Origin of the sequence: Variovorax davisae (assembly GCF_030316845.1) — a bacterium.
Classification (GTDB): domain Bacteria; phylum Pseudomonadota; class Gammaproteobacteria; order Burkholderiales; family Burkholderiaceae_C; genus Variovorax; species Variovorax davisae.
In genome coordinates, this window is record NZ_JASZYS010000011.1 from 68,371 (window position 1) to 91,002 (window position 22,632).

At 70.0% G+C, this 22,632-nt stretch carries 21 protein-coding genes; 11 read left to right on the forward strand and 10 right to left on the reverse strand.

The window, feature by feature from the left end:
- Positions 1–4: 4 nt before the first annotated feature.
- The 3 genes from QTI33_RS23545 to QTI33_RS23555 form a co-directional block, all read right to left on the reverse strand.
- Entirely contained in the window at positions 5–1,363 is a 1,359-nt protein-coding gene (locus QTI33_RS23545; protein WP_286508779.1) for an ABC transporter substrate-binding protein, read from the reverse strand.
- Between the two features lie 14 nt (positions 1,364–1,377).
- Positions 1,378–2,334: a TauD/TfdA dioxygenase family protein gene (locus QTI33_RS23550; protein ID WP_286508780.1), complete on the reverse strand. Its 957-nt coding sequence runs from the start codon at positions 2,332–2,334 to the stop codon at positions 1,378–1,380.
- A 131-nt stretch (positions 2,335–2,465) separates the two neighbouring features.
- Positions 2,466–4,073, reverse strand: coding sequence for a rhodanese-like domain-containing protein (locus QTI33_RS23555; RefSeq protein ID WP_286508781.1), 1,608 nt, complete (start codon positions 4,071–4,073; stop codon positions 2,466–2,468).
- A 132-nt stretch (positions 4,074–4,205) separates the two neighbouring features.
- On the opposite strand from QTI33_RS23555, the gene QTI33_RS23560 reads away from it, so the two are divergent.
- Entirely contained in the window at positions 4,206–5,141 is a 936-nt protein-coding gene (locus QTI33_RS23560) for a fatty acid desaturase (protein WP_286508782.1), read from the forward strand.
- Here the strand turns inward: QTI33_RS23560 and QTI33_RS23565 are convergent.
- Positions 5,089–6,285 (reverse strand): MFS transporter, encoded by a 1,197-nt coding sequence (locus QTI33_RS23565; RefSeq protein ID WP_286508783.1) that lies wholly within the window; start codon positions 6,283–6,285, stop codon positions 5,089–5,091. The genes QTI33_RS23560 and QTI33_RS23565 overlap by 53 nt on opposite strands.
- Before the next feature lie 137 nt (positions 6,286–6,422).
- On the opposite strand from QTI33_RS23565, the gene mgrA reads away from it, so the two are divergent.
- From mgrA to QTI33_RS23585, 4 genes are all read left to right on the forward strand, one after another.
- Positions 6,423–7,463: an L-glyceraldehyde 3-phosphate reductase gene (mgrA, locus tag QTI33_RS23570; RefSeq protein WP_286508784.1), complete on the forward strand. Its 1,041-nt coding sequence runs from the start codon at positions 6,423–6,425 to the stop codon at positions 7,461–7,463.
- A gap of 181 nt (positions 7,464–7,644) precedes the next feature.
- A complete protein-coding gene (locus QTI33_RS23575; RefSeq protein WP_286508785.1) occupies positions 7,645–7,899 on the forward strand; it encodes a hypothetical protein in 255 nt (84 codons plus the stop codon).
- Positions 7,900–7,936: 37 nt separating this feature from the next.
- The gene (locus tag QTI33_RS23580) at positions 7,937–8,533 is read left to right on the forward strand and encodes a malonic semialdehyde reductase (RefSeq protein ID WP_286508786.1); all 597 of its coding nucleotides are present in this window, start codon (positions 7,937–7,939) and stop codon (positions 8,531–8,533) included.
- An 18-nt stretch (positions 8,534–8,551) separates the two neighbouring features.
- The gene (locus tag QTI33_RS23585; RefSeq protein ID WP_286508787.1) at positions 8,552–9,103 is read left to right on the forward strand and encodes a cupin domain-containing protein; all 552 of its coding nucleotides are present in this window, start codon (positions 8,552–8,554) and stop codon (positions 9,101–9,103) included.
- A 21-nt stretch (positions 9,104–9,124) separates the two neighbouring features.
- Here the strand turns inward: QTI33_RS23585 and QTI33_RS23590 are convergent, their stop codons facing one another.
- The gene (locus QTI33_RS23590) at positions 9,125–9,481 is read right to left on the reverse strand and encodes a winged helix-turn-helix transcriptional regulator (protein WP_286508788.1); all 357 of its coding nucleotides are present in this window, start codon (positions 9,479–9,481) and stop codon (positions 9,125–9,127) included.
- 100 nt (positions 9,482–9,581) lie between these two features.
- Between QTI33_RS23590 and QTI33_RS23595 the strand changes: the two genes are divergently transcribed.
- Positions 9,582–10,334, forward strand: a complete 753-nt coding sequence (locus QTI33_RS23595) for an SDR family oxidoreductase (RefSeq protein WP_286508789.1) — start codon at positions 9,582–9,584, stop codon at positions 10,332–10,334.
- A 6-nt stretch (positions 10,335–10,340) separates the two neighbouring features.
- Here the strand turns inward: QTI33_RS23595 and QTI33_RS23600 are convergent, their stop codons facing one another.
- The 5 genes from QTI33_RS23600 to QTI33_RS23620 all read right to left on the reverse strand — a co-directional run bounded on the left by QTI33_RS23600 (position 10,341) and on the right by QTI33_RS23620 (position 16,109).
- Positions 10,341–11,684 (reverse strand): LLM class flavin-dependent oxidoreductase, encoded by a 1,344-nt coding sequence (locus QTI33_RS23600; protein WP_286508790.1) that lies wholly within the window; start codon positions 11,682–11,684, stop codon positions 10,341–10,343.
- Positions 11,685–11,714: 30 nt separating this feature from the next.
- Complete coding sequence (locus tag QTI33_RS23605; RefSeq protein WP_286508791.1) at positions 11,715–12,539, reverse strand: MetQ/NlpA family ABC transporter substrate-binding protein; 825 nt, start codon at positions 12,537–12,539, stop codon at positions 11,715–11,717.
- A gap of 10 nt (positions 12,540–12,549) precedes the next feature.
- Positions 12,550–13,794 (reverse strand): acyl-CoA dehydrogenase family protein, encoded by a 1,245-nt coding sequence (locus tag QTI33_RS23610; RefSeq protein ID WP_286508792.1) that lies wholly within the window; start codon positions 13,792–13,794, stop codon positions 12,550–12,552.
- A gap of 12 nt (positions 13,795–13,806) precedes the next feature.
- The gene (locus tag QTI33_RS23615; RefSeq protein WP_286508793.1) at positions 13,807–14,736 is read right to left on the reverse strand and encodes a TauD/TfdA dioxygenase family protein; all 930 of its coding nucleotides are present in this window, start codon (positions 14,734–14,736) and stop codon (positions 13,807–13,809) included.
- Positions 14,737–14,846: 110 nt separating this feature from the next.
- Positions 14,847–16,109, reverse strand: a complete 1,263-nt coding sequence (locus tag QTI33_RS23620) for an acyl-CoA dehydrogenase family protein (RefSeq protein ID WP_286508794.1) — start codon at positions 16,107–16,109, stop codon at positions 14,847–14,849.
- Between the two features lie 146 nt (positions 16,110–16,255).
- Here QTI33_RS23620 and QTI33_RS23625 point away from each other — a divergent pair, with 146 nt between their 5' ends.
- The 5 genes from QTI33_RS23625 to QTI33_RS23645 all read left to right on the forward strand — a co-directional run bounded on the left by QTI33_RS23625 (position 16,256) and on the right by QTI33_RS23645 (position 22,627).
- Complete coding sequence (locus tag QTI33_RS23625) at positions 16,256–17,641, forward strand: LLM class flavin-dependent oxidoreductase (RefSeq protein ID WP_286508795.1); 1,386 nt, start codon at positions 16,256–16,258, stop codon at positions 17,639–17,641.
- Positions 17,638–19,029, forward strand: a complete 1,392-nt coding sequence (locus QTI33_RS23630) for an LLM class flavin-dependent oxidoreductase (RefSeq protein WP_286508796.1) — start codon at positions 17,638–17,640, stop codon at positions 19,027–19,029. Before QTI33_RS23625 ends, QTI33_RS23630 begins: the two co-directional genes overlap by 4 nt.
- Before the next feature lie 109 nt (positions 19,030–19,138).
- Complete coding sequence (locus tag QTI33_RS23635; RefSeq protein ID WP_286508797.1) at positions 19,139–20,737, forward strand: ABC transporter substrate-binding protein; 1,599 nt, start codon at positions 19,139–19,141, stop codon at positions 20,735–20,737.
- A gap of 7 nt (positions 20,738–20,744) precedes the next feature.
- Complete coding sequence (locus QTI33_RS23640; RefSeq protein ID WP_286508798.1) at positions 20,745–21,695, forward strand: ABC transporter permease; 951 nt, start codon at positions 20,745–20,747, stop codon at positions 21,693–21,695.
- An 11-nt stretch (positions 21,696–21,706) separates the two neighbouring features.
- Entirely contained in the window at positions 21,707–22,627 is a 921-nt protein-coding gene (locus QTI33_RS23645) for an ABC transporter permease (RefSeq protein ID WP_286508799.1), read from the forward strand.
- Positions 22,628–22,632: the final 5 nt, after the last annotated feature.

The window sequence follows — 22,632 nt, forward strand, 5'->3', positions numbered from 1 at the left end:
GCCCTCACAGCTTGGCGCCCGAACGCTTGAGTTCCGCGATGGTGTTGGCCTGCGCCTGCTGGAAGGCCTGCTTGGCCGACAGCTGCCCGCTGGCGATCAGCTCGATGGCCTTGTTGAGCTGCTGGTCGACCTGCGGATAGACCGACACCGTGCGGTACTTCATGTGGCCGGTCTTGGCGGCGAGCTCGATCGAGTCGAGCGACAGCTTCGCGAGGTCGCTGCCGTTGATGACCTGCTTCTCGCGGAAGGCCGCCGAGTCGATGTCGGAGCGCCGCGCCGGCGACCCGTAGCCCGCGGCCACGGCGCGGCCCGTGGTCTGCTTGCTCAGCGCCCACTGGATGAAGGCCCAGGCGGCCTCCTTGTTCTTCGAGCCGGCCGGAATGCCGAGGCCGTGCACGGCAGTGCCCGGGAACCGGCCCGCCGGGCCCTTGGGCACCAGGCCGAACTTCACGGTCTTGATCGTCTTGCTGGTGGCCGGGTCGCCCAGTTGCGCGAGGTGCAGCTGGCCGGCATCGGTGAAGTTGACCCGGCCCAGCTTGAGCGCCTGCGTGACCTGGTCCGGCTGGTAGGTGATCGCTCCGTCGGGGCCGAATTCCTTCAGCAGGTTGGCGTAGTACTCGCCGGCGGCGATCGCCTCGGGCGTGTCCAGCGTCGGGAACAGGTCGTCGGGCGCCTTGCGGAAGACGTCGCCGCCGAAGGCATGCAGGTAGGGCACGAAGGTCCAGCCGTAGTGGTTGTCGGCGACGAAACCGGCCACGCGCTCCTTCCTGTTGACCGCGCGCAGCACCTTGACGAGGTCGTCGGTGGTGTCGGGAAAGCCCAGGCCGGCTTTCTCGACCAGGTCGAAGCGCGACGAGGCGGTGAGCAGGGCCTCGGCGGTCCAGGGAATGCCGTAGAGCTTGCCGTCGCGGCCGGTCTCGGGCGCGCGGGCACCGGCCAGGAAGTCGTTGACGTCCCAGTCGGCGGCGGTCAGGTTGGGGTTGCGGATGAAGTCGTCGAGCGGCGTCAGCCAGCCCGAGTTGATCCAGCGGCTCGAGTAGATGAAGGTGACGTTGACGACGTCGTAGGCCGAGCCCTTGGTCGACAGCTCGAGGTCGGCGCGCTGGTTGTAGACCGGGAAGGACGGCGCATCGAAGTTCACCTTGGCGCCGGTGGCGGCCTCGAACTCGGGCAGCCAGCGCTGCAGCAGCGTGGGGTAGGCGGCGCTGAAGGTCGAGACGTTGAGCGTCACGCCGGCGAATTTCTTCGCGCCACCCTGGGCGGCGGCCAGGCGCGGCAGCAGCAGCGCGCCGGCGCCGAGTGCGGCACCGGCCTGCAGCAGGCCGCGGCGGCGGCGGTCGAAAGTCGGGAGTTCTTGGGTCATGACAGGTTGCAGGTTCAGGCGGTGGCGGAAATGACTTCGTCGATGCGCGCGTCGTTGGTGGCTTCGGGCCGGCTGCGGGTGCGGCTGCGCTGGCCATCGATCGAGACCGCGGTCTCGCCGTGCACCGTGACGCGGCGCACCAGGCGCGGCTGGTTGCCGTAGTCGTTGATCGCGAAATGCTGGGTCGCGCGGTTGTCCCAGATCGCGACGTCGTCCTGCTGCCAGCTCCAGCGCACGGTGTTCTCGAGCCGCGTCACGCGGTTCTGCAGGATCTCGAAGATGCGGGCCGATTCCGCGCTCGACAGGCCGACCAGCTTCTTGACGAAATGGCCGAGCAGCAGCGAACGCTCGCCCGACACCGGGTGCACGTGCACCACCGGATGCTCGGCCTCGTAGACCGCCGAGACGAACACCTTGCGGTGGTGGGTCAGGCGTTCGGCCTCGACCACCACGCGATCGGCGCCGTAGTCGTAGTCGTTGCTGTGCACGGCCCAGAGCTGGTCGGCGAGCTGCTTGAGGTGGGCCGGCAGGCGCTCGTAGGCCAGGGCCGTGTTGGCCCAGACGGTGTCGCCGCCATAGGCCGGGATCCGGACCGCGCGCAGGATCGAGATCTTCGGAAAGGCATCGACGAAGGTCACGTCGGTGTGCCAGGAGTCGGCCCGCCCGCCGCCCTTGGAGGCGTCGAGTTCGAACAGCTTCGTGCCCTGGGGCGACGGCACCGTGGGATGCGCGACGGTGCGCCCGAAGCGGGCGCCGAAGGCCTGGTGCTCGTTGTCGTCCAGATGGCCCTGGCCTCGGAAGAACAACACCTTGTGCTTCACCAGCGCGGCGTTCAGCTGCTCGACGACGTCGGCGGGCAGGTCGGCACGCAGCGCGATGTCCTGCACCTCGCCGCCGATGTGGCCCGCCACGCGCCGGATGCGCAGGTCGCCGATGCTGGTGTCGAGGGATGAAGCGGTGTCGTGGCTCATCGAGGGATCTCCTGGAGGTAGGGAAGTCGTCGGTCGGGATTCGGCGGCCGATTCTGCGGGCCATGCAGCGGATCTCGAACGACCGAATCGTTGAATCCGAATAAGCGAATGATCTGAGCCGCCGAGCGCGCTCAGAACAGCCGGAACCGGACCGTGGGGTCTTGCGCGACCCTGGCGCTGAGGCCGCGCTCCCACCTCAGGTAGTCGGTCCATGCGCGGTCGCGATGCAAGGCCGACACCCGCATCACCGAGCCCCAGTCGTCCTCGAACGGCGTCAGCCGTTGCGCCGGCGCCCAGTCCTGCGTGGTTGGCCAGCCGGCGGCCTGCCATGCCGCAGTGCCTCCGCGCAGCCAGTCGAACGGGCGATCGGGCCAGCGTTCGCGGGCCTGGGCCGCGACCCATCGGGCCGCATGACCGTCCGGTGACGTGAAGACGATGCGCAGCCCGGCGTCCAGCAATGCGTCCAACGGTGCCAGCGTGTGGGGCAGCAGGAAGTCTGCGCCCGGCAGGTGCACGCGTTCGAAATCAGCACTGGGACCCACGTCGACCACCCGCACGCGGGCCGGCTCGGAGGCCCGCAGCGCGGCCACGTCGTCGGGCGCCAGACCTGCGCCGGCGGCTGCCGCGATGGCGTCGAACGTGGCGGTCGATGCGGCGCTTGCGGTCCACGAGGCAGGCGGATCGCCATCGAGGATCCACACCTCGCACTGGTTGAGCTGGCGCAGCCAGAAGGCGGTGACGGCCGCGCGCAGGCGGTGCGCATCGTCCAGCAGCACGATGCGGGCCCCGCGGGTGCCGATCAGGCTTTCGAAATGCATCAGCAGTTGACCGCCGGCGACGCTGCGGATGCCGGGCGCGGCTTGGGCGCCCGGCCGCAGGTCGAACAGGTAAAGCGTCCGATCGCTCTCCGAACGCAACCGCGGCAGTGCGTCCGGCGGCAGCGAGGGCAGTTCATGGCGCTCGATCAGCGCTTCGGCGCGACGTCGCAGTTCCTCGTCGGGCGCGATGGGCAGATCGGCAGCGGGCTGCGCGTCGCTCAGCACCGGCGCGCCGTCCAGTGCCCACTGCATCACGCCGTCTTCCAGGAAGTGCACATCGGCGTGACCGAGCAGCCGCAAGGTGGTGCTGCCGATGATGCCGCGGGTGCGGCTGAAGCAGTGGACCAGCCAGGGTCCGCCTTGCCCTTCGGTGGGCCACTGGCGCAGTGCGAGTTCGGTGCCGGCGTGGTTGTGGCCACCGGGCAGCGACAGGAAGGCGTATTCGTCGGCCGGCCGCGCATCGACCAGGGTCGCCGCACGGCCGGCTTCGCGCAGGGCCCGCAAGGCGGCGCCAGGGAGGGTCGGCGTCGCGTGGCGCGCCAGCACCTGGCCACCGAAGGCCTTGACCAGGGTGGCGTAGCCGTCGATCAGCGCCAGGCCTGCCGCCTGCCAGGCCACCGTTCCGCCGGCCAGCACGCGCACATCCGTGTAGCCGAGGCGGGCCAGCAGCGTCGCGGCACGCGGTGCCGGACCCTGCGGGTCACCCGCGTCGACCAGCACCACCGGTGTGCCCAGGCGTGGAACCAACGCCTGGACCTCGAGCCCCAGCGAGGACAGCGGCGCGAGCCGCGCGAGATTCAGGTGACCGCTGACGAAGGCACGCGCCTCCCGCACGTCGAGCAGCGCGAGTTCCTGGTCGCCGAGCAGCAGGGCATGGAGCGCCGGGGCCGTGATCGACGAGGGCGAGGAGGAGGAGGGCATGGCCACGCGAAGCTACTCCACATGGCGGCCGCGGCCAAGCAGGCTGGGCGCATTTGCTCATGCGCAATGGGAGCAAGCCAAGGCGTCGAATGGCCCCAAGATCGGCCGTCCATCGCCGCCCGACCTGCCCGCATGACCACGCTCGCTCGCACCCTCTCCTCGGATGTCAGGGGCGCCGCGCGCTGGTGGCAGCGCTGCGAAGCGCCGACCCTGGTGCTGGCCGTGGGGGTCTACGTGGCCTGGGCGGCGCTGGTGTACTGGCATGCCGCCATCCCCACCGGCGTCCTGTTCGTGGTGGGTGGCTGCGTCGCCCAGTTGCACGCCTCGCTGCAGCACGAGGCGATCCATGCGCTGCGCCGGATTCCGCGGCGCCTTCGATGGGCCCTGGTCTGGCCGCCGCTCAGCCTGTGGCTGCCGTATCCGCTCTTCCATCGCAGCCACAGCGTGCATCACGTCAACTTCCATCTCACCCATCCGCAGAAGGATTCGGAGAGCGTCTACCACTCCGCCGCAGCGTGGGCCGGCTACGGAGCGCTGCGCCGGGCGGTCATCGCCGCCAACCAGACCCTGGCCTTCCGGCTGATCGTCGGGCCCTGGCTCTGCCTGGGCGACCTGATGCGATCGGAACTGCGCCGATGCGTGGCTGGCGACTTCTCCCACCTCGGCATCTGGCTTGTGCACGCGGTGAGCGTGGCGCCGATCCTCTGGTTCGTGATGTCGGTATCGGACATGGGCCTGGGCCGCTACCTGCTCTGCTTCGTCTACCCGGGCATGATGCTGGGCGCCCTGCGTTCCTTCACCGAACACCGCTGGGACGATTCGCCGCACGAGCGGGTGGCCATCGTCGAGTCGAACGGCGTCTTCGGGCTGCTGTTTCTCAACAACAACCTGCACCATGTGCATCACCGTTGCCCGACGATGCCGTGGTACGAGATACCCGGCCACTTTCGCCGCAACCGGACTGCGGTGCTGGAGGCCAATGGCCACTTCTACTACCGCGGCTACTGGCAGATCGTCAGGCGTTATCTGTGGCGGCCGATCTTCGAGCCGGTTCATCCGCACTGGTGAGGTCGCGAGGACCCGCGCCTTCCCGCCGCCCGTCGCGGCAGGCCCAGGCGGCCAGCGCCAGCAGCAGCGCGGCCGGTGCATAGATCCATACCGGCGCGACGAGCGGGAGCAGCAGGCCTGCCAGCAAAGGCCCGGTGCCGGCGCCGATGTCGCGCCACACCGAACGCGCGGCGAGCGCCTGCACGCGCTGCGGTCCGGGCGTGCGCCGCGCCACGATCGGCGGCAGCAGCGGCAGTTGCAGCGCGCGCAGCACCACGATCAACGCCGCGCAGCTCCACAGCCAGCCGAGTCCGAAGCCGACCAGCGCCAGCGCGGTCACCAGGGACAGCACCACCAGCAGCCGTTCGGCGCCGACGCGTTCGGCGAGATGGCCGCCGGCCGGACCGAGCAGGATCTCGGCCAGATAGCGCGTGGCCATCAGCACGCCCGCGACCACCACCGCGCTGCCGGGCAGCAGGTCCTTGCCCAGGTAGGCCAGGCCGATGATGAACAGGCCGTCGAGCGTGAACCCCTCCATGAACGACCAGAAGTCGAGCGGCGTCGGCCACCGGATGCGTCGGCCGGTGGCCGGTGCACGCGGATGCGGGAGTGCCGGCAGGCTTCGCGTGGCCCACAGCCCGAGCAGGGACACGGCGGCCAGTGCGAAGAAGATCGCGCGTGGTCCGATCCATTGGGCCAGCACGGCGCCGAGCGGCAGCGCCAGCACCGGCCCCATCGCGATGAAGGCGCGCGAGCGTCCGCTGCGCCGCGCGGCACCGATCGGGTCGGCGGTCGCCAGCGCCTGGGTCGAGAGATTCAGCGCCGCGAAGCACAAGCCCCACAGCAGCCGCAACGGCAGCAGTGCCCAGAAGCCCGACAGCGTCGCGTAGCCGAGGGCGCAGAAGGCGGCCGCGACGACGGCGAGGGTGCAGGTCGGCCGGTCGCCGTGCCGCGCATAGAAACGCGCCACCCAACCATAGCCCGCGATGCGGACCAGCCGGTTGGCCGCCAGCAGCATGCCGGCCTCGGCCAGCGTGATCCCGAACTGCGCCGCATACATGGGCAGCAGCAGGTACAGCACGGTGTCCCCGGGCAGCGAGAGGCCGAGCGCGATGGCGGCGTTGCGGGAATGGCGATCGGTGTTCGGGGAGCAGTTCGGAGCCATTCAAGCACTGTCCGTGAGGCCATGGGGCGCTCATTCTCGATCACTTCGCGCCGCGGTGCTCGATCGCTGCGGCCGGCAGCGAGCAAGGCGCGAAGGAAGCTTGCACAATCGATCGTTCCTTTCCTTCGACTCCTCGCATGACCTACCTTGCATCCCCCACGCGCTACGACGACATGCCCTACCGCCGGGTCGGTCGCAGCGGCCTCGTGCTGCCGGCCATCTCGCTCGGGCTGTGGCACAACTTCGGCGACAGCACGCCCCTGGAACTCCAGCGCCGGCTGCTGCGTACCGCCTTCGACCACGGCATCACCCACTTCGACCTGGCGAACAACTACGGCCCGCCCTACGGCAGCGCCGAGCGCAATTTCGGGCGTCTGCTGCGCGAGGACTTCAAGTCGCATCGCGACGAACTGGTGATCTCGACCAAGGCGGGATGGGACATGTGGCCCGGGCCGTACGGCAAGGGCGGCGGCTCCCGCAAGCATGTGCTGAACAGCCTCGACCAGAGCCTGCAGCGACTGGGCGTCGACCACGTCGACATCTTCTACTCGCACCGCTTCGATCCCGAGACACCGCTGGAGGAGACGGCCGGCGCGCTGGCGCAGGCGGTGCGCCAGGGCAAGGCCCTCTACATCGGCATCTCCTCGTACTCCGCGGGCAAGACGCGCGAGATCGCTGCGCTGTTGCGCGCATGGAAGGTGCCGCTGCTGATCCACCAGCCGGCCTACAACCTGCTGAACCGCTGGGCCGAGAAGGACCTGCTGGCAGCGACCGACGAACTGGGTGCGGGCGTGATCGCATTCACCCCACTGGCGCAAGGCCTGCTGACCGACAAGTACCTCGACGGCGTGCCCGCCGATGCGCGCGTCCATCGTCCCGGCGGCGGCTCGCTCAAGCCGGAGCATCTGTCCGAGGCCAATGTGGCGCGGGCGCGCGCGTTGAACGTCATCGCCCAGCGGCGCGGGCAGACGCTGGCCCAGCTCGCCCTGGCCTGGACCTTGAGGGACCCGCGCGTGAGCTCGGCGCTGATCGGCGCCAGCCGGCCGGAACAGATCGTCGACAACGTCGCGGCGCTGCGGGGCCCGGCATTCACCGCCGACGAGCTGGCCGAGATCGATCGCCATGCGGTCGAAGGCGGGGTCAACCTGTGGGAGAAGCCGTCGACCGACTACGCCTGACGGTCTCCGCGCCGGCGCAACGGACAAAGCTGCCGACGTCTATGGATATCCGATATCCGTCGTTGGCAACCGTGCTCGCCGCCGCTATCGTCAAGGTGTTCTCTCCGCAATCGAAGACAGGTTGTCTCCTCGTCGCCTCCGTGCGACGTTCACGGGTCTTCGGGCCCTTTTTTTATCGACCATGACCGACATCACGCTGCCGATGACACGCACTGCCGACTTGGCCCCCGCCGGGCACGCCCGTCGCGTGATCGCGCAAACGGCGTCGGCCTGGAACATCGCACCGGCCTCGCCGCTTGCGTTGGCCCGGCGGGTGCCGCGCGGCCATGTCCCGATCCGGACCTTGCGGCGCATGCGGGCGGCCGTCGCCGAAGCGGCAGCCAACGAGGCCCGGCTGGAGGACGCCTTGACGCAGGGTCTGCGCTGGGCCATCTGACGGGCGCGTTGTCTCGACCCTTCCACTCCCTCTTGCGATGACCACACTCCAAGCCATTCCGGACGCCGCACTCGACCAGCTGTTTCGCCAGGCACGCACCGTGCATGCCTTCAAGCCGGTGCCGGTGACCGACCAGACCTTGCGAGCCCTCTACGATCTCGTGAAATGGGGCCCGACCGCATTCAACGCGCAGCCCGCGCGCTTCGTGTTCGTGCGCAGCACCGAGGCCAAGGAACGCCTTCGGCCGGCGCTGTCGGCGGGCAACACCGCGCAGACGCTGGCCGCGGCGGTGACCGTGATCGTCGCGCACGACACGCGCTTCTACGACCATCTGCCGCACCAGTTCCCGGCCTACGACGCCAAGCCGATCTTCGAGGGCAACGCCGACGCTGCCCAGGCGACGGCCTTTCGCAACGGCAGCCTGCAGGGCGCCTACCTGGTGCTGGCGGCCCGGGCACTGGGACTCGATGCCGGCCCGCAGTCCGGCTTCAACGCCGACCTGGTCGACAAGACCTTCTTCCCGGACGGCCGCTGGCGCACCAATTTTCTCGTCAACCTGGGCGTCGCCGATCCGTCGGGCACCTTCCCGCGGGGGCCCCGGCTGCCGTTCGACGAGGTTGCGCAGATTCTCTGACTGGAGGGCGCGGCAGCCATGGGTGTTCTTGCCACCTTCGATGAAGAGGCCCGATGGGCACAGACCCGTGTGTGCGACGGCCTCGTGCGGGAAGGCCTGCATGCGCTGGGCCTGACGTGGGACCGCCGGACCGGGGTGGAGTCGCTGCAGAGCGGCGAGGTCGAGTTCCGGCAGTTGCGCGAGCGCTTCGATACCCGAGCGCTCGATCGAATTCGCCTCTCGCCTGAAACATCCGCCTGGGCGGAGCGCCGCCGCGACTGGCGCCGGCTGCGCGCCCGCGGCGGGGTGGTGGTGCTGGGGGTGCTGGAAGGCACGCTGCTGGTCTACCTTCGAACCGACAGCGGCTATGCCGGCGTGCTCTGCGAGGCGGGTGAATGGCTGGCGATTCCTGCCGGCCATGCGTACGCGCTCGACGCCGGTGAAAGCCCCGATCTGGATGCGCTGGTGCTGTCCGGGTCGGCTGCCGATCTCGCGCCGGGCGAAGAGGGCGACGAGGTGCCGGCCTTGCCTTCGCTCGATGCCTTCGTGGAGACGATGCTCGAGATGACCGGCCACGCGGCCGACGACTAGCTCCGGCGGCGGCGCTTCGCTTCAGTCCGCAGGCGTCAGCGCGGACTGATGCCGCCGCATCCACAAGGCCAGCGCGTCCAGCGGCGGCCGCAGCGTCTTCCCGAGCGCCGTCACCCTGTACTCCACGCGCGGAGGCACCTCCGCGTAGACCTTGCGCCGCACCAGGCCCCGGGCCTCGAAGAGGCGCAGCTGCCGCGTCAGTTCCTTCTGGGTGATGGGCGCGACCGCGCGCTGCAGGTCGCCGAAGCGGACCGGGCCTTCGATCACGATCAGCCGGTACAGGATCGGGATGGCCCACTTGCCGGAGATCAGGCCGACGAACTGAACCATCGGGCAGGGCTCGATGGCCTTGTCCGGACTGTCGCTTCGGGAATCCATGGTGTGGTCGTGCCTCCTTAGTATCCAAACGGTGCCTACTTCCTTTTGGATACTAATAGAGTGACACTGCGCATTCAACACGCATCTGGAATGACAACGCATGACACGACGATTGACGGGGAAGTACGCACTGGTCACGGGCGCGACCGAGGGCATCGGGCTGGAGACCGCGCGCCAGTTCCTGGCGGAGGGCGCCACGGTGGCCATCACCGCGCGCAGCCAGGCGGGCCTGGACGCTGCCGGACGCGCGCTCGGCAGCGACGTCCTGTGCCTGCGCAGCGACGCGGGCGATCCGGCCGCCCAGCGGGCATTGGCCGCCTCGCTCGCCGCCCGCTGGCCCCGGCTCGACGTGGCCTACCTGAATGCCGCCGACGTCACCCATCGGCCGATGCAGGACTGGGACGAGGCCACCTTCGACCGCCTGATGGCGACCAATCTGAAAGGACCCTTCTTCCTGCTGCAGTCGCTGCTGCCGCTGTTCTCCAATCCGTCGTCGGTGATCCTCTGCGGCTCGGTCAGCGCCCACATCGGCCTGCCCCAGAGCAGCGCCTATGCCGCGAGCAAGTCGGGGCTGTTGTCGCTGGCGCGCACGCTGTCCGGCGAATGGCTCGGGCGCGGCATCCGGGTGAACGGCCTGAGCCCGGGACCGACGCAGACGTCGGCGCTGCAGAAGCTCGGGCTGCCGGCGCGCGAGTTGTCCGACTTGAACGAAGAGATCCTCAAGCTGGTGCCGCTGAAGCGCTTCGGAGCGCCGATCGAAGTGGCGAAGGCCGCCGTCTTCCTGGCCTCGGACGAATCGTCGTTCGTGGTCGGCACCGAACTGCTGGTCGACGGCGGCGTGGCCAACATCTGAAATGTGTCAGGCGGCGGCGCGCTCGGCGCTGCGGCCCGCCGGACGCGGCAGGCCGAAGTGGTCGCGCAGGGTCTCGCCTTCGTACGCGGTGCGAAAGATGCCGCGCCGCTGGAGCAGCGGCACCACACCGTCGACGAAGGCCTGGAGGCCGTCCGGCAGCACGTCCGGCATCAGGTTGAAGCCGTCGGCGGCGCCGGCTCGGAACCAGCGCTCGATGTCGTCGGCGATCTGTTCCGGCGTGCCGACGATCACCCGGTGCCCGCCGCCGCCCGCCAGTTCCCGGATCAGCTCGCGCGTCGTGAGGTCGAGCCGCCGCGCGGTCGCGAGCGTGGCATGGAAGAAGGTGTGGTTGCCGTTGCCGCCGCCGGGCAGCGACAGGTTCTCGGGCAGCCGCTGGTCGAGCTGGAGCCGGTCGGGCGTGATGCCCAGGATCCCGGCCAGCCTGGTCAGGCTGTAGTCCCAGGGGATCAGGTCGACCAGCTCGTCGCGACGGCGGCGCGCCGCCGCCTCGGTGTCGCCGATGATGGTGGTCAGGCCCGGCAGCACGCGCAAGGCCTCGGGGCCGCGGCCCAGCGCCGCGGCACGGGACTTGAGGTCGCGCGCATAGGCCAGCGCTTCCTCGAAGGACTGCGAGGCCGAGAACACCGCTTCGGCATGGCGCGCCGCCAGCGCGCGGCCGTCGCCGGAACCGCCGGCCTGCACCAGCACCGGGTGGCCCTGCGGCGTGCGCGGCAGGTTGAGCGGCCCCTGGACCGAGAAGAACTCGCCGTGGTGGGCGATCGGCTGCACCTTGGCGTCGTCGACGAAGCGGCCCGCGGCCTGGTCGCCGATGAAGGCGTCGTCCTCCCAGCTGTTCCAGAGCGACTTGACGATGGCGGTGAACTCGGCGGCGCGGCCATAGCGCCGCGCATGGTCGGGTACCGCGTCGCGGCCGAAATTGCGCGCCGATGGCAGGTCGGCGGTGGTGACCACGTTCCAGCCCGCGCGTCCGCCGCTCACGTGGTCCAGCGTGGCGAAGCGCCGGGCGATGTTGTAGGGCTCGTTGTAGCTGGTGGAGGCGGTCGCGATCAGCCCGATGTGGCGGGTCGCCGCCGCCACGCTGGCCAGCAGCACGGTCGGCTCCAAGGCCGTGATCGGCCGGAAATGGATCTGGTCGACGATGGCGGCGTTGTCGGCCAGGAACACGGCGTCGAGCTTGCCCGCCTCGGCGATCTGCGCCACGCGGATGTAGTGCCGCACGTCGATGAAGGCCCGCGGGTCGCTGCCCGCCGGCCGCCAGGCCGACGGCAGGAAGCCCGAGTGCAGGATGTTGACGTTCAGGTGCAGGCGGCGCGGCACGGCGGCGGTCATGGCTCGGTGAACCCTTGGGAATCGGTGGCGCTACTTCGAGAAGTAGTCGGGCAGCCGGTAGCCGGCCCAGGCCGGGTTGGCCTTGAAGACCTGCTGGAACTCGGCCGACTGGTAGGCGAGGGCGATGTCCTTGGCGAACTGCGCGTTCTCGTTGCCGCGCTTGACGGCCACCACGTTCACGTAGGGCAGCGTCATGTCTTCCTGCTTGAGCGCATCGGTGAGCTTGAGCCCCGATGCCACGGCGAAATTGCCCTGCACCGCGGCGAGGTCGGCATCGCTCAGCGAGCGCGGCGCCTGTGCGGCGTCGAGCGGCACCAGGCGCAGCCGCTTGCGGTTGGCGACGATGTCGCGCTCCGACACGCTGAGCGGGCTCACGCCCGGCTTGAGTTCGATCCAGCCGATGGCGGCGAGGATGTTCAAGGCGCGCGCGGCATTCACCGGATCGGCCGGCAGGGTCACGGTGGCGCCGTCCGGCACCGCGTCGAGCGTCTTGTGGCGCTGCGAGTACAGGCCCATCGGCGGCGTCGGCACCTGCACCACCGGCACCAGGTCGAAGCCCTGCTGCTTGTTGGTGGCGTTCAGGTAGAGCGTGTGCTGGAAGATGTTGGCGTCGATCTGGCCGCGCTCGACCGCGTCGTTGGGCTGGACGCCCTGGCTGAACTCGACGTACCGGATGGTGTAGCCCTGCTTCTTGAGCAGCGGCTCGATGCCTTTGGCGAAGGCGTCGCGGTAGGGCCCCGGCATGAAGCCGACGCTCAGGTCGGCGGCGTGGGCGGCGCCCGCCAGCAGCAGGGACAGCAGCAGGCCGCCGAGGCGGGGGACGCCGCGCGGGGAGCGGGTGCGTGGGTAAGTCATGGTCTGGACCTCAGGCGGTGCCGACGCGGTAGAAGGTCGGCGGCGGCGCGCCGTTCACCGCGAAGGCGCCGGCCTGGCGCTCGCGGTAGATGCGCGGGTTGTGCGAGGAGATGGTGCGCGCGTTGCGCCAGTAGCGGTCGAGCCCGTGGGTGCGCAGGGTGGCCGATGCGCCCAGCGCGTCGAACAGCACGGTGCTCGCGTCCAGCACCAGGCTGGTGACCACCGAGACGGCCTGGTCGACCTCGACATGGGCGGAGAGTGCGGCGGCGGCGCGTGCCGGCTCGGCGGCCTGCGGGTCGAGATGGGCGTCGTGCGCGCGCTGCAGCGCCGCCGCGGCCTGCAGCACGATGGCGCCGGCACCGTAGGCCGCACCGCGCACGCGGCCGACCACCTGCAGGATCTGCGGGTCGTCGGCGACGCGGGCCGCGTTGCCGTGGCTGTAGGTGCGGTCGCGCTGGCGCACGCGTTCGGCCAGGTCCTCGGCCAGCGCCCGTCCGATGCCCGCCAGCGAGGCCAGGTGCACCATCTGGTAGTAGGCCGCGGCATAGGGAAATCGAACGGTGTTCGGATTGATCCACTGCGGGTCGATGGCGACGTCGTCGAACTGCGCCGTGCCGCTGGCGGTGAGCGCTTGGCCGAAGCCGTCCCAGTCGTCCAGCACCGCCACGCCGGCGGCACTGCGTGGCACCGCGACCATCACCGGCGTGCCTTCGTCGTCGTCGGCGACCGTGTTGATCCAATCGGCGAACAGCGATCCGGTGGTGTAGAACTTGCGCCCCGACAGGCGCCAGCCGGCGTCGGTGCGGCGCAGCCGGGTCGAGAAGGCGCTGACCTTGGCGTCGCCCGATTCGGAGAAGCCGGAGCCCAGCAAGTCGCCGTTCGACAGCCGGTCGAGCCACTGGGCGCGCCAGGGCGAGTCCGCAGCGAGCAGCAGGTCTTCGGTGAAGCCGAAGTGCGCCCGCAGGGCGTTCACGACGTTGGTGTCGGCCGCGCCGAGTTCGATGAAGAGCGCGAACAGCTCGGGCAGGCTGGCGTCCGCCCCGCCGAACGCGGTGGGCAGCCGCAGCCGGGTGAAGCCGGCCTCTCTGAGCCAGCCGATCTCCTCGCGCGGCAGCCGGTGGGCGAGGTCGCGCTCGACGGCGCCCGCGCGGATGCGCGCGAACACAGGTCGGAAGCGTTCGGCGAGCGCTTCATAGCGACTCGTGGGCGGTGCGCCCCAGGGATGGTCGAGTGCGGCGGGAAGGTTCAGGGTCATACAGAGGAGGTGTCAGAAGGGCCGGCTGCCGGCGAGGCTGATGCGCTTGAGCAAGCGGCGCTCCCCGTTGTCGAAGGCATTGCGGGCGTGCAGCGTGGCCTGGTTGTCCCAGTACACGATGTCGCCCACCGACCAGCGATGCGTGTAGGCGTGGCGCGGCTGCAGCAGGTGCTCGCGCAGGCGGGCGATCAGCGCCGCGCCGTACTGCGGCTCGACGCCGACGATCTCGACCTCGGTGCGCGCGCCCAGGTGCAGGATGCGTCGGCCGCTGTCCGGATGGGTGCGCACCAGCGGATGCACCTCGAATGGGGAAAGTGGCTCGATGTCCGGCGTGCGGTAGAGCGGGAAGCCCGCCGCGAGCGGCTTGAGCTTGCGCAGGAAGGGGTTGTAGGTGATCAGCTGCAACCCTTCGATCTCGCGCCGCGTCCCGGCGTCGAGCTCGTCGTAGGCCCGCGCCAGGTTGTACCAGGTGGTGTCGCCGCCGACCGAGGGAACCTCGACCGCATAGAGCAGCGAGCCGGAGGAGGGCGTGGGCGTCCAGTGGTGGTCGGCATGGGCCGAGAGCTCGTCGTGGCCCAGCACGCCGCCGGCCAGGTTGGACACGTGCACGATGTCCGGCGTGTTGCCCCCATAGGGATCGGACCCCAGCACGGGCACGTTGGCCGGCGGATGGAACACGCTGCCGAAATAGCTCGCGAGCCGGGCGAAGGCGTCGTCCTCGAGCTGCTGGTCCTTGATGACCAGCACGTGGTGTTCGAGCAGCGCCTGCTTGAGCGCCAGCACCTGGCTCGCGGGCAAGGGGCGCGTGGCGTCGAGGCCCGTCACCTGGGCGCCGAGCGCGGCCTGCAGCGGCGCGATGCGGAAGACGGCCGCCGGAGGCGAAGGATCGGAAGCAGCCGGTGGGATCGGCCGGGCAAGGTCGAGCGTCGAAGAGTGGGTCATGGCGGGGACGAGGTAGGAGCGCGAAGGCCTGGATTGTTCGGCCGATCGGGGCGCGGCGATAGAAGGGATTCGAGTCTGCTTATGCGCGCAAGGCGCAAGGCCGGCTGCGCTCAGAACAGGCCGGTGGTCGGCGGACCTTCGCCCTTGAGATGCCAGGCGCCCGAAGCGGCGGCCTTCCACTGGCGCGGATTGTGGTTGGCCACCGTGCGCGCATTGCGCCAGTGGCGATCGATGTTGTGGCGCCGGTCGGTGGCGGAGGCGCCGCCGACGTCGAAGGCGAGCTCGGCGGCGCGCAGGGCGGCCTCGACCGCGAAGTACTGGGCCTGGGCAACCGCCACCGAGGCTTCGGTCAAGGCGGCGTCGGCCAGCCGGTCCGCCCAGGCGGCGTCGATCGCATCGGCGGCGCGCAGCACGGTGGCTTCGGCCGCATAGGCCTGCGATGCGATCTGGCCGACGGTCTCCTGCACATAGGGGTCGTCGACCGACTTCTCGGCGCTGCTGTGGCGGATCGGCCTCGCCTTGTGCCGTGCGAAGTGCACCGCGTCGTGCAGCGCGTTGCGCGCGATGCCGGCATGGACCGCCGCCAGGAACAGCTGGAACAGCGGCGTCACCGGGTTGCGCCGGTCGCGCTGGATGTAGCGCGGGCGGATCTCCTCGGCGCGCACCACGGCATCGTGGAAGCGCGTGGTGCCGCTGGCGGTGAGGCGCTGGCCGATGGTGTCGAAGTCGTCGACCAGCTCGACGCCGGCGCGCTCGCGCGGAACGATGAAGTGGGTCTCCCTGCCCTCCTCGTCGAGCGCGATGGAGGCGATCCAGTCCGCGAACAGGGCGCCGGTGCTGTAGTACTTGGTGCCGCTGACACGGAACTGCCCGCCGTCGGGCCGGATGCGCGCACTGATCGCGCCGTGTGCGCCGCCGCGCTCCACGCCGCCGTTGCCGAAGATGTCGCCGGCCAGCAGCCGGGGGAACCAGTGCCGGCGCTCCTGTTCGCTGCCCGAGAACAGCAGGCCGTCGATGATCCCGTAGTTGGGCCGCAGGGCCTGGGCGATGTTGGAGTCGACGGCCGCGAGGTCGATCACGAAGCGGATCACGTCGCGCACCGAGGCCCCGGGTCCGCCGTACTCCCTGGGGATGCGGAAAGTCAGCAGGCCGGCCTCGGCGATGCGGCGCACCAGTGCGTAGGGCAGTTCGCGTGCCTGCTCGCGGGCGGCCGCGCCTTCGGCGATCTCGGGCAGCAGTGCGGCAGCGCGTGCGAACAGGACACTCGCATCGCCGGCCGCAGGCGCGGCCTGTTGGCGGGGCGCAGGATGAGGGGTCGGCGAGGGCCGTGGCGAGACTTCGGCGTCGTGCAACGCCGCGGTGGAGGAGGGCATGGAAATCCTGGATCGAGGGCGGCGGCCGGAGTGCCCGGGCGGTGCGCGAAGCCTGGCATCTTAGGCAGGCCGGTCCTTCGAAATCCGAATATGCAAGCGCGGTTTTCTTCTCTGCACCGGCTCGAACGGCTTCGATAATTTTGGGCTTGACTGCACGAAACCTCTCCCGCCCGATCCTGCTGAACGCGTTCACGATGAGCGCGGTCTCGCACCTCAACTACGGCCTGTGGCGCCACCCCGACGACCAGAGCTGGCGCTACAACGAACTCGACCACTGGACCGGACTGGCCCGCACGCTGGAAGACGGCGGCTTCGACAGCCTCTTCATCGCCGATGCGCTCGGCCTGCTCGACACCCATGGCGGCAGCGCCGACGCATCGCTGCGCACCGGCACGCAGTCGCCGCTGGCCGACCCGCTGCTGCTGGTGTCGGCCATGGCCGCGGCCACCCGGCATCTGGGCATCGGCGTCACGGTGTCCACCACCTACGAGCACCCCTACCTGCTGGCGCGCAAGTTCACCACGCTCGACCAGCTCAGCAACGGGCGCATCGGCTGGAACATCGTCACCTCGCAGCTCGAGAGCGCGGCGCGCAACCTCGGGCTGGACGCGCAGCTGCCGCACGACGAGCGCTACGACCGCGCCGACGAGTTCCTCGACGTGGTCTACAAGCTGTGGGAAGGCTCGTGGGAAGACGATGCGGTGCGGCGCGATCGTGCCCAAGGCATCTACACCGATCCGCGCAAGGTGCACCCGATCCGGCACCAGGGCCGCTGGTACAGCGTGCCGGACGCCCATCTCAGCGAGCCCAGTCCGCAGCGCACGCCGGTGCTGTTCCAGGCCGGCGGCTCGCCGCGCGGCCAGCGCTTCGCGGCGCGGCATGCGGAGCTGGTCTTCGTCGCCGGCGCCAACGCCGCGGGCATCCGGCGCAGTGTCGACGCGATCCGCGCCCTGGCCGTCGAGGCCGGCCGGGCACCGGAGGCGATCCGCTTCGTGGCGCCCCTGGCGGTGGTCACCGGCGCCGACGACCGGGCTGCGGCCGACAAGCTCGCCGACTACCGGCGGCACTACGACGTCGAGGGCGCGATCGTCCACTACTCCGCCAGCACCGGCATCGACTTCTCCACCCACGACCTGGACGCGCCGCTGCGCTACCAGGAAACCAACTCCAACCGCTCCTTGCTGACCCACCTCACGAACGACCCGACCCGCGACCGGCCCTGGACCCTGCGCGAAGCCCTCGCACCTGCCCATGGCCTCGGCCGCCACAAGACCCTGGTGGGCGGCCCTTCGACCGTGGCGGATGCGCTCGAAGCCTGGCTGCGCGAGACCGGCACCGACGGCATCAACCTGGCGGCGGTGGTGAATCCGGGCAGCTTCGCCGACTTCGCCGAGTTCGTGGTGCCCGAGCTGCGTCGCCGCGGTCTCGTGGCCGAGCGGCCCGCAACGCCCGCGACCCTGCGCGAGCGGCTGTTCGGCCAGGCGCGGCTGCGCGCCGACCATCCGGGCCATCGCCATGGGGTGGCGGCATGACCGCGCCGTTGATCCTCAACGGCTTCGGCATGAACGTGGTGGGCCACGTCTCCGCCGGCCTGTGGCGGCATCCGCGCGACCAGGCGCATCGCTACACGACGCTCGACCACTGGGTGAAGCTGGCCCGGCTGCTGGAGCGCGGCGGCTTCGACGGCATCTTCCTGGCCGACGCGGTCGGCCACCTCGATGTCTATGGCGGCAACGCCGACGCTTCGCTGCGCACGGCCGCGCAGTCGCCGGTCAACGATCCCCTGCTGCTGGTCTCCGCGATGGCGGCCGCCACCGAGCACCTGGGCTTCGGCATCACGGTGTCGACCACCTACGAGCAGCCTTACCTGCTGGCGCGCAAGTTCAGCACGCTCGACCACCTCACCAAGGGCCGCGTGGCGTGGAACGTCGTCACCTCCATGCTGGAGAGCGCGGCGCGCAACCTGGGCCTGGGCCAGCAGATCGACCATGACGAGCGCTACGACCGCGCGCAGGAATTCCTCGAGGTGAGCTACAAGCTCTGGGAGGGTTCGTGGGAGGAGGACGCCGTGGTGCGCGACCGCGCGCGCGGGATCTACACCGACCCGCGCAAGGTGCATCCGATCGGCCACCAGGGCCGCTGGTACCAGGTGCCCGGCGCGCACCTGAGCGAACCCAGTCCGCAGCGCACCCCGGTGATCTACCAGGCCGGCACCTCGCCGCGCGGCAAGCAGTTCGCCGCGCTCAACGCCGAGGTGGTCTTCGTGGGCGGCACCAACCCGGCGCTGATCCGCCGCAACATCGAGGCCATCCGGGCGCAGGCGGTGGCGCTGGGCCGCGCGCCCGATGCCATCAAGTTCATCACCGCGGTCAGCGTGGTGGCGGCGGCCACCGATGCCGAGGCCGAGGAGAAGTACCGCGACTATCTCTCCTACACCAGCACCGAGGCGGCGCTGGCGCTGTTCTCGGCCTGGACCGGCGTCGACTGGTCGGTGTATCCGCTCGACCATCCGCTGGAGAACATCGAGACCAACGCCAGCCGCTCGATCCTCGCGGCGCTGTCGCAGGTGGACGCGGGCCGGCGCTGGACGGTGGGCGGCATCGCCGAATACATCGGCGTCGGCGGCATCCATCCGACATTGGTCGGCGGCCCGAAGAAGGTCGCCGACGAACTCGAGGCGCTGGCCGAGGCGGCCGGCGTCGACGGCTTCAACCTGGCCTATGCCATCAGCCCGGGCTCGTTCGAGGAGTTCGTCGAGTTCGTGGTGCCCGAACTGCGTGCGCGCGGCCGCATCAAGGAGCGCCCCGCGCGGCCGCGCACCTTGCGCGAACGCTTCCAGGGCGACGGCCAGCGGCGGCTGCGCGACGACCATCCGGGCGAGGCCTTCCGCTCGCTGGCGGCGAGCATCGCGCGCGCTTGACCGGCGTGCTCCAAGTCCCCCATTTCCTTCATCTTTTCCGGAGCGGCCTTGCAAGGCCGGAGTTGCAGTGACGCCTGATTCGAGAATCCCACCCAGCCCGGCCGAGCCCGTGGACGCCGTGCACGGCCGCCGCCATTTCATGACCGCGATGGCGGCCATGGCCGGCGTCGTCTCGCTCCATCTGCAGGACGCCTCGGCGCAGGAGAAAAAGGGCGCGCCGCGGCGCGGCGGCACGCTGGTGGTCGGCCTCAGCAGCGAACCGTCGGTGTTCGATCCGAACCGCCAGTTCAGCTACGAGACCTACCGCGTCGACCTGCACATCTACGAATCGCTGGTGGCCGAGAACCTGGCCCGCCCCTTCAAGGAGGGCCCGCCCGAGATCGTTCCGGCGCTGGCCGAGAGCTGGCAGGTCAGCGCCGACGCCCGGACCTTCACCTTCAAGCTGCGCCGGGGCGTCAAGTTCCACGACGGCACCGACTTCGACGCCGAGGCGGTGCGCTTCAACGTGCGGCGCTTCACCGACCCCACCTTCGAGTTCTACGACGTGCGCTCCAACGGCTCCATGAAGCCGGTGTACGGCGGCCTGAAGGAGATCAAGGTGCTGGACTCGCACACCGTGCAGTACGTGTTCGAGCATCCGTTCATCGACTTCCTGCGCCTGCTGCCGCAGGGCAATTTCGTCTCCGGCATCTTCAGCCCGGCGGCGCTGAAGAAGCACGGGCAGGACGGGCTGGCAGAGAACCCGACGGGCACCGGGCCGTACCGCTTCGTGACACGGGTGCGCAACGAGAAGACCGAACTGGTGCGCAACACCGGCTACTGGGGCGCGCAGCCCTGGCTCGACAAGCTGATCTTCCGCCCGATCAACGACGACGCCACGCGCCTGTCGGCGCTGCGCTCGGGCCAGATCGACATCCTGAGCAAGATTCCGGCCGACGGCGTCGAGGGCCTGCGCAAGTCCGGCTACACGGTCCACGACAGCCCGGGCGCCAACCAGCTGTTCCTGAGCTGGTACTTCGGCAACCGCTTCGCCAAGGACAAGGCGGTGCGCCAGGCTTTCGTCAAGGCCATCGACCGCGAAGGCCTGGTGAAGTCGCTCTTCAAGGGCCTGGCTTTTCCCTCGTACAGCATCTTCAACGCCGGCAGCACGGCCTACGACCCGGCGCAGAAGGACTTCGCCTACGACCCCCAGGGGGCGCGCAGCCTGCTGGCCGATGCGGGCTACAAGGACGGCGAGATCGAGTTCTCGATCATCACCTACACGCTGCAGCAGCCGGTGATCGAATGGATCCAGCGCGACCTGGCCAAGGTCGGCATCAAGATCAACATCATCTCGCTCGAATGGCTGACCTACGCGAGCAAGCTGGCAACGCCGGCACCCGAGACGGCGCTGTTCACGATGGAGTGGGGCTTCATCACCCCCTACTGGCTCAAGCTCGCCTACCAGACCTACATCGTGTCGCGCGGCAACGGCGAGAAGGTCGTCGACCCGGCCCTCGGCCCGGCCATCGCCAGCGCCGCGGCCCAGACCAGCGAGCCGCTCGCGATCGCAGCGTGGAAGAAGGCCAACCTGATCGCCCAGCGCGACGCCGCCTTCGTGCCGCTGCTGTCGCCCACCGTCAACTTCATCAGCGGCAGGAAGGTGCACGACTTCAACGTGCCGCTGCAGAACTTCTACGACCTGAGCAAGGTCTGGCTCGAGAAGTAGGCGCTGCATGGTCCTGCGCTCCATTGCCGGCCGTTTCCTGCAGGCGATCCCGGTCTTCCTCGCCATCTCGGTGCTGGTGTTCTTCATCTCGCACCTGGGCGGCGGCGATGCGGTCACCAATGCGCTGGCCGGCATCCTGCCGCAGGATGCGCTCGACGCCATCCGGCGCGAGTACGGGCTCGACCAGCCGGTGCATGTGCAGTACCTGCGCTGGCTCCAGCACCTGTTCGCCGGCGACTGGGGGCTGTCGCTCAGCTTGCGCGTGCCGGTCTACGACGTGCTCGGAAAGGCCTTCGCCAACACCTTGCTGCTGACCGTGGCGGCCGTGCTCGTCTGCCTGGTGGCGGGGGTGCTGGTGGGCGTCGTCGCGGGCCTCAAGCGCGGTTCGGTGATCGATGGCCTGACGATGCTGGTGATCCAGCTCGGCCACAACGTGCCGGTGTTCTGGTCGGGGCTGGTGCTGATCTGGGTCTTTGCCGTGCGGCTCGACTGGCTGCCCGCCTCCGGCATGTACGACCTGCGCGGCGACGAGGACCTGGCCGACCTGCTGCGCCACCTGGTGCTGCCGGCCTTCTCGGCGGCCATCGTGTCGATGCTGATCCTGGCGCAGCTGGTGCGCTCGTCGGTCATCGAGATCGTCGGCTCGGACTACATCCGGACCTACTGCTCGCAGGGCTTCGCCCGCGCCACCCTCCTGCGCCGGCACCTCGGGCGCAACCTGCTGAGCCCGGTGGTCAACATCACGGGCCTGCAGATCGGCTACCTGCTCGGCGGCGTGATCTTCGTCGAGAACGTCTTCGCCTGGCCCGGCATCGGCACGCACCTGTACAACGCCGCGGCCGGCAAGGACTACCCGATGACCCAGGCCGGCGTGATGCTCATCACCGGCTGCTACCTGGCCGTCAACCTCGCGACCGACGTGATCCTCGATCTGCTCAACCCGCGCCTGCGCGCCTGAGGCCGTTGCCCATGTCACTTCCCGCTTCCACCTCCGACGCCGTGGTCCTGGCCATCGCCGGGGTCGACCCGTCCACCGACGCATCGCCCGCCGCGCGAGAGGGTGGCCGCTGGTCCCGCCTGCGATCGCACAGGCTCGCGCTGGCCAGCCTGGGCTTCATCGGGCTGGCGCTTCTGGTGTCGGCGTTCGCCCCCTGGATCGCGCCCCACGACCCGAACGCGGTGGCGGACCCTTCGCTGCGGCTGCTGCCCCCGGGAACGCCCGGCCATCTGCTCGGGCTCGACGGCCAGGGCCGCGACCTGCTCAGCCGCGTGATCTGGGGCGGCCGCGCATCGCTGCTGTCGACCATCGCGCCGGTGGCGATCGCCGTGCTGCTGAGCCTCGCACTCGGCCTGTTCGCCGGCTACACCCGCGGCCGCGCCTCGGCGCTGGTGATGCGCGTGGTCGACATCCTGTTCGCCTTTCCGATGGTGCTGCTGGCCATCGGGCTGGCCACTGCGCTGGGGCCGGGTTTCTGGACCATCGCGCTGACCATCGTGTTCTCGGCCACGCCCTACCTCACGCGCGTCGTGTATGCGGGGGTGCGCGCCGAGCGCGACAAGGAATACGTCGAGGCCGCGCGGGCGCTCGGCGCTTCGACCTTCACGGTGCTGTTCGCCGAGATCCTGCCGAACGTGGCGACCGCCGCGGTGGTGTACGGCACCACGCTGGTCGGCAGCATGATCGTCTTCCTGTCGGGGCTGAGCTTCCTCGGCCTCGGCACGCAGCCGCCGACGGCCGACTGGGGCCGGATGGTCAGCGAAGGCGCGCAGGTGCTGGTGCTGGACGCCCCCCACGTGGCCACGGTGCCCGCGCTGGCGATCGTGTTCGTGGCCCTGGCCTTCAACTGGCTCGGCAATGGCCTGCGCGACGTGCTCGACCCGAGAGACTGACCCTT

Excerpts from the sequence above, each read along its gene's own strand:
- mgrA (WP_286508784.1), top strand. The coding sequence starts at position 6,423 with ATGACCTACCTTGCATCCCCCACGCGCTACGACGACATGCCCTACCGC.
- QTI33_RS23575 (WP_286508785.1), top strand. The coding sequence starts at position 7,645 with ATGACCGACATCACGCTGCCGATGACACGCACTGCCGACTTGGCCCCC.
- QTI33_RS23545 (WP_286508779.1), bottom strand. The coding sequence starts at position 1,363 with ATGACCCAAGAACTCCCGACTTTCGACCGCCGCCGCCGCGGCCTGCTG.
- QTI33_RS23610 (WP_286508792.1), bottom strand. The coding sequence starts at position 13,794 with ATGACCCTGAACCTTCCCGCCGCACTCGACCATCCCTGGGGCGCACCG.
- QTI33_RS23615 (WP_286508793.1), bottom strand. The coding sequence starts at position 14,736 with ATGACCCACTCTTCGACGCTCGACCTTGCCCGGCCGATCCCACCGGCT.
- QTI33_RS23550 (WP_286508780.1), bottom strand. The coding sequence starts at position 2,334 with ATGAGCCACGACACCGCTTCATCCCTCGACACCAGCATCGGCGACCTG.
- QTI33_RS23565 (WP_286508783.1), bottom strand. The coding sequence starts at position 6,285 with ATGGCTCCGAACTGCTCCCCGAACACCGATCGCCATTCCCGCAACGCC.
- QTI33_RS23620 (WP_286508794.1), bottom strand. The coding sequence starts at position 16,109 with ATGCCCTCCTCCACCGCGGCGTTGCACGACGCCGAAGTCTCGCCACGG.
- QTI33_RS23555 (WP_286508781.1), bottom strand. The coding sequence starts at position 4,073 with ATGCCCTCCTCCTCCTCGCCCTCGTCGATCACGGCCCCGGCGCTCCAT.
- QTI33_RS23590 (WP_286508788.1), bottom strand. The coding sequence starts at position 9,481 with ATGGATTCCCGAAGCGACAGTCCGGACAAGGCCATCGAGCCCTGCCCG.
- QTI33_RS23630 (WP_286508796.1), top strand. The coding sequence starts at position 17,638 with ATGACCGCGCCGTTGATCCTCAACGGCTTCGGCATGAACGTGGTGGGC.
- QTI33_RS23585 (WP_286508787.1), top strand. The coding sequence starts at position 8,552 with ATGGGTGTTCTTGCCACCTTCGATGAAGAGGCCCGATGGGCACAGACC.
- QTI33_RS23580 (WP_286508786.1), top strand. The coding sequence starts at position 7,937 with ATGACCACACTCCAAGCCATTCCGGACGCCGCACTCGACCAGCTGTTT.
- QTI33_RS23600 (WP_286508790.1), bottom strand. The coding sequence starts at position 11,684 with ATGACCGCCGCCGTGCCGCGCCGCCTGCACCTGAACGTCAACATCCTG.
- QTI33_RS23605 (WP_286508791.1), bottom strand. The coding sequence starts at position 12,539 with ATGACTTACCCACGCACCCGCTCCCCGCGCGGCGTCCCCCGCCTCGGC.
- QTI33_RS23645 (WP_286508799.1), top strand. The coding sequence starts at position 21,707 with ATGTCACTTCCCGCTTCCACCTCCGACGCCGTGGTCCTGGCCATCGCC.
- QTI33_RS23640 (WP_286508798.1), top strand. The coding sequence starts at position 20,745 with ATGGTCCTGCGCTCCATTGCCGGCCGTTTCCTGCAGGCGATCCCGGTC.
- QTI33_RS23560 (WP_286508782.1), top strand. The coding sequence starts at position 4,206 with ATGACCACGCTCGCTCGCACCCTCTCCTCGGATGTCAGGGGCGCCGCG.
- QTI33_RS23595 (WP_286508789.1), top strand. The coding sequence starts at position 9,582 with ATGACACGACGATTGACGGGGAAGTACGCACTGGTCACGGGCGCGACC.